Raw genomic sequence first — 5,323 nt, forward strand, 5'->3', positions numbered from 1 at the left:
GTACGGCTGCGCGGCGGCGGGCAGGTCGAGCCGCAGTTCGCGGCGGGCGCCGGTCTCGGCGAGGCGGACGGCGCGCAGCCGGTGGGCGTCGCCCGCGCCGAGCAGCTGCCGGGCGATGACGGCCCGGCGCAGGTACAGGTGGGCGTCGTGCTCCCAGGTGAAGCCGGTGCCGCCGAGGATCTGGATGCAGTCCTTGGCGCAGCCGTACGCGGCGTCGAGCGCGGCTCCGGCGGCGAGGGCGACGACCAGGGCGCACGCGTCACCGCCGGGCCCGTCCTCGTCGAGGGCGCGCGCGTCACGGGAGGATCCGTCCTCGTCGACGGCGCGGGCCGCGTCCCAGACGAGCGCGCAGGACGTCTCGACGCGCAGGAGCATGTCGGCGCACAGGTGCTTGACGCCCTGGAACTGTCCGATGGGCCGGCCGAACTGTTCGCGCACCTTGGCGTGCTCGGCGGCGGTGGCCAGCGAGCGGGCCGCCCCGCCGCAGGCGTCGGCGGCGAGCAGGACCGCGGCGAGGTCGCGGACCAGCCCGGGGGCGACGGCGAGGACCCGGCCGGCCGGGACGGCGGCGCCGCTCGCGGTGACCTCGGCGGTGGGCCGGGTCGGGTCGGCGCTGTCGTGGGCGCGCACGTGCACGCCGGGACCGGCGGCGTCGACGGCGAGCCAGACGGTGCCCCCGGCGGTCTCGGCGGCGAGGACCAGGAGGTCGGCGTCGGCGCCGGTGAGCACGGGCGGCGCGGTCCCGTCCAGGACGAGCCCGTCGGGTCCGGCGACGGCGCTCAGCGCGCCGGGCCCGAGGGCGACGGCGCCGATCCGCTCCCCTGCGGCCAGCTCGCGGGCGAGGTCGGTGCGGCCGGCCCGGCGCAGCACCTCCGCGGCGAGGACGCTGCCGAGGAAGGGGCCGGGCAGCGCCGCCCGGCCCGCCTCCTCGACGGCCACGGCGAGGTCGAGCAGGGTGCCGCCCTGGCCGCCGCACTCCTCGGGCAGGTGCAGGCCGAGCAGCCCCTGGGCGGCGAGGCCGTCCCAGTGGGGCGGCCGGACGCCGGGGGCGGTCGGGGCGTCGAGCAGTTTGCGCACCTCGTCGGGCGGTACGGCGCGCGCGATCCAGCCGCGCACGGAGTCCGCGAGTTCCCGCTGTTCCTGCGTGATGGCGATGCCCATGCGGCGCACGGTAGAACACGTTCCAGTAGAGCGGAAGACTACATCTGACGGCGAGTCAGAAATGGCCGGGAGGTGAATCCCGGACGCCCTTTATCAGGCGCCACGTAATGAAAAGGTCAAGGTTCACGCTCGTACGACGATCATCGGAATAGTCGCCCGAGGAAACAGGTTCGAGTTACACGCGAGTGACACGCACAGCGGTGTGCGTGACCCTCACCCGGCACACGACCGGGCCCGCACACCGACCCGCCGTCACCCGACACCGTTCCTGAGAGCCTTCCGGAGGCCCCCCTTCATGTCCCAGCCGACGACCTCGTCCCGCCGTACCGGCGCCGTCGTCCCCGTCCTCGCCTTCGCCGGCATCGTCGTCGCGGTCATGCAGACGCTGCTCGTCCCGGTCATCAAGGACCTGCCCGAGCTGCTGAGCACCGCGCCGTCGAACGCCACCTGGGTCCTGACCGCCACGCTGCTCGCGGGCGCCGTCTCCACCCCGATCATGGGCCGCCTCGGCGACCTCGCCGGCAAGCGCCGGATGCTGCTCGCCAGCCTCGCGGTGATGGTCGTGGGCTCGCTGATCTGCGGCTTCACCGACAACCTGCTCGTGATGATCGCCGGCCGCGCCCTCCAGGGCTTCGCCATGGGCGCCATCCCGCTCGGCATCGGCCTGATGCGCGACATGCTGCCCGCCGAGAAGCTCGGCTCGGCGATGGCCCTGATGTCCTCCTCGATCGGCGTCGGCGGCGGTCTCGCCCTGCCGCTGGCCGCGCTCGTCGCGCAGCACGCCGACTGGCACGCCCTCTTCTTCGGCGCCGCCGGCCTCGGCGTCGTCTCCATCGGCCTGACCCTGGCCTTCGTCCCCGAGAGCCCGCTGCGCGCCCCCGGCAGCTTCGACCTCGCGGGCGCCCTCGGCCTCTCCCTCGGCCTGGTCCTGCTGCTCCTGCCGATCACCAAGGGCAGCGACTGGGGCTGGAGCTCCGGCACCACGCTCGGCCTGTTCGGCGGCGCCGTCGCCGTGCTGCTCGCCTGGGGCGTGATGGAGCTGCGCCGCAAGGCCCCGCTGGTCGACCTGCGCACCACCGCCCGCCGCGAGGTGCTCCTGACGAACCTCGCCTCGATCATGGTCGGCGTCGCGTTCTACGCGATCTCGCTGGTCCTGCCCCAGCTGCTCCAGCTGCCCGCGGCCACCGGCTACGGCCTCGGCCAGTCGATGGTCGTCGCGGGCCTGTGCGTGGCCCCGCTCGGCCTGACCATGATGTTCACGGCCCCCGTCTACGCCCGCCTCTCGGCCCGCTTCGGCCCCAAGGTCACCCTGATCCTCGGCATGCTGATCATCGCGATCGGCTACGGCGCCGGGCTCGGCCTGATGAGCGCCGCCTGGCAGACCATCGTCATCTCGGTCGTCATCGGCGCGGGCATCGGCCTCGCCTACTCCTCGCTCCCCGCGCTGATCATCGGCGCCGTCGACCCGTCCGAGACCGGCGCGGCCAACGGGCTCAACACCCTGATGCGCTCCATCGGCACCTCGGTGTCCTCCGCCGTCATCGGCATGGTCCTCGCGAACACCGCGCACCACGCAGGCGGCGTCGCGATACCGACCATGCACGGCTTCCGCGTCTCGTTCCTCATCGCCACCGGCGCCGTCGTCGTCGGCGTACTGCTCGCCCTGTTCCTGCCGGGCCGGCGCACCGCACCGGCCACCGTCCAGCTGCGCGCCAGCAGCGAGGAGGACGCCAACCTGGCCCGCGCCGAGGAAGCCCTCGCCGCCTTCCGCGGCCGCGTCCTCGACCCGGCGGGCGCGCCCGTCCCCCGCGCCAAGGTCACCCTGCTCGACCGCCGCGGGCGGCGCGCGGGCTCGGCCCTGACCGACACCGAGGGCCGCTACGCGCTGGCCGTCCCCGCGGGCGGCTCCTACGTCCTCGCGGCCACCGCCCCCGGCCACGCCCCGCGCGCCTCCGCCGCCACGCACCACGGCGAGGACCGCGCGGTGGACGTCGACCTGGCCCTGGAGTCACTGGCGGAGACCGTCCGGTAGACCACAGGGGGTCCCCCGCAGCGGCGGGACCCCGGGCCGCGGCGTGACACCGGGCGGCCGGGGCGCTCCTGCCGTACGGGGCGGTGACGGCCGCGACCCCCGGACCCGCCGTCACCGCCCCGTACGGCAGCATGGCGGCATGACCACGACCGCCGGGCGCGCCCCGGCCCCGCAGGCCCCGGAGCCGGAGATCCTCGCCGCGTTCGAGGGCGCCAAGGGCTTCATGCCGCTCGACGAGGGGCTCGCCCTGTACGCGGCCGCCGCCGAGGCCACCGCGCTCGGGCTGCCGCTCCTGGAGGTCGGCACGTACTGCGGGCGCTCGACGATCCTGCTCGCCGCCGCGGCCCGCGCGGCCGGGGTGAGCGCGCTGACCGTGGACCACCACCGCGGCAGCGAGGAGCAGCAGCCCGGCTGGGACTACCACGACCCGGGGACGGTGGATCCGGTCGTCGGCCTGATGGACACCCTGCCGACCTTCCGGCGCACGCTGCACGCGGCGGGCCTCGAGGACCACGTCGTCGCGCTCGTCGGGAAGTCGCCGCAGGTCGCGAGGGTGTGGGGCGGTGCGCTCGGGCTGGTGTTCATCGACGGCGGGCACACCGACGAGCACGCGAACGCCGACTACGAGGGCTGGGCGCCGCACGTGGCGCGGGGCGGGCTGCTGCTCATCCACGACGTGTTCCCGGTCAAGCACGACGAGTGGACGGGCCAGGCCCCGTACCGGGTGTATCTGCGGGCGCTGGAGTCCGGGGCGTTCACCGAGGTCTCGGCGTGCGCGTCGTTGCGCGTCCTGCGCCGAACGGGCCCGGGGATCTGAGGTCACCGTTAGGGTCGGGGGCGTGTCGTACGCAGGCCCCGACCCCGATGACTTCGACGAGTGCTACCGCGGTGACGCCCCACAGGAGGGCAGGCGCCCCGGTCGCCGAGCCGTGCTCGTGACGCTCGCCGCGCTCGTGCCGACGGCCCTGGCGGGCTGGCTGGTGTTCCAGGCGGTGAGCGGGCCCGGGGAGAGCGAGCCGCCCCGGGTGCTGCCGGCGCCGGGCACGTCGTCGAGCACGACGCCGTCCCCCACCGGGTCGGCCCGGCCGACGGACGGATCGCCGTCGGCCTCCGCCACCCCGTCGAAGAAGCCGTCGCACAAGCCCTCCGAGCCGGCCGGCGCCGGTGACGGACCGCTCGCCGGGAAGGTCGTCGTCATCGACCCGGGTCACAATCCGGGAAACTTTCGGCACACGGCCGATATCAATCAGAGCGTGAACGTCGGGAACGCCTCGAAGGAGTGCGACACCACCGGCACGTCCACCAACTCCGGTTACACGGAAGCCACGTTCACCCTCGACGTGGCCCGCAGGATGCGGGCGATCCTCGAACGGCAGGGCGCCACCGTGAAGTTCACCCAGGACGGGACCCGCGCCTGGGGCCCGTGCGTGGACGAAAGGGCACAGATCGGGAACAAGGCGCATGCCGACGCCGTGGTCTCCGTCCACGCGGACGGCTCCGCCGCGGGCAACCGCGGATTCCATGTGATCCTTCCCGCATCCGTGCACGCGGGCGGCGCCGACACCCGCCCGATCGTGGCCGCGTCGAAGGATCTCGGAGAACGCATCGCGGGCAGGTTCGTGCAGGTCACGGGGCAGCCGCCGTCCAACTACATCGGGGGCGGCACCGGCCTGGACACCCGCAGCGACCTGGGCGGACTGAACATGTCGACCGTGCCCAAGGTGTTCATCGAATGCGGCAACATGAGGGACTCCCAGGACGCGGGCCGTCTCACGTCCGGCTCCTGGCGGCAGAAGGCGGCCGAAGGCATCTCTGAGGGAATCGTGAGTTTCCTGCGCAGGTAGAGGTCACGCTGCGGAACCCGGCAGACACCTGCAGCTCGCGGACGATAGTGTCCCTACGATGTGGGGCCACCCCTGCGCCTTGCGCCGCCTCCACCGATGACCGGACGACTGACGAAGGACCCTGAAGTGAATATCCGCTCCCTCACTCGAGGCGACGGCGTGGTGATCGGAGCAGCGGTGTTGCTGTTCATCGCCTCGTTCCTCGATATCTATGACGACCAGGGCACGAACTACGAGATGCCCAACGCCTGGGGCAGCGGTCCGCTGCTGATGAGCGTGGTCCTGG

Annotated in this window: 4 protein-coding genes and 1 pseudogene; 4 read left to right on the forward strand and 1 reads right to left on the reverse strand. The window is 73.7% G+C overall.

Translation table 11 applies throughout. The annotated features are described in order from the left end of the window. The coding region (locus GTW43_RS02585; RefSeq protein ID WP_161299910.1) for an acyl-CoA dehydrogenase family protein at nucleotides 1–1,161 on the reverse strand (1,161 nt) is incomplete at its 3' end. A 295-nt stretch (nucleotides 1,162–1,456) separates the two neighbouring features. On the opposite strand from GTW43_RS02585, the gene GTW43_RS02590 reads away from it, so the two are divergent. The 4 genes and pseudogenes from GTW43_RS02590 to GTW43_RS37390 form a co-directional block, all read left to right on the forward strand. Then, nucleotides 1,457–3,193, forward strand: coding sequence for an MFS transporter (locus GTW43_RS02590; RefSeq protein WP_161299911.1), 1,737 nt, complete (start codon nucleotides 1,457–1,459; stop codon nucleotides 3,191–3,193). Nucleotides 3,194–3,332: 139 nt separating this feature from the next. Then, on the forward strand, nucleotides 3,333–4,010 hold the full coding sequence (locus GTW43_RS02595) for a class I SAM-dependent methyltransferase (protein WP_161299912.1): 678 nt from the start codon (nucleotides 3,333–3,335) through the stop codon (nucleotides 4,008–4,010). A 22-nt stretch (nucleotides 4,011–4,032) separates the two neighbouring features. Next, nucleotides 4,033–5,037, forward strand: a complete 1,005-nt coding sequence (locus tag GTW43_RS02600) for an N-acetylmuramoyl-L-alanine amidase (protein ID WP_343245870.1) — start codon at nucleotides 4,033–4,035, stop codon at nucleotides 5,035–5,037. Nucleotides 5,038–5,133: 96 nt separating this feature from the next. Beyond that, nucleotides 5,134–5,323, forward strand: a pseudogene (locus tag GTW43_RS37390) (hypothetical protein); the annotation flags it as partial.

This window comes from Streptomyces sp. SID5785, from assembly GCF_009870065.1.
In the GTDB taxonomy this organism is placed as follows: domain Bacteria; phylum Actinomycetota; class Actinomycetes; order Streptomycetales; family Streptomycetaceae; genus Streptomyces.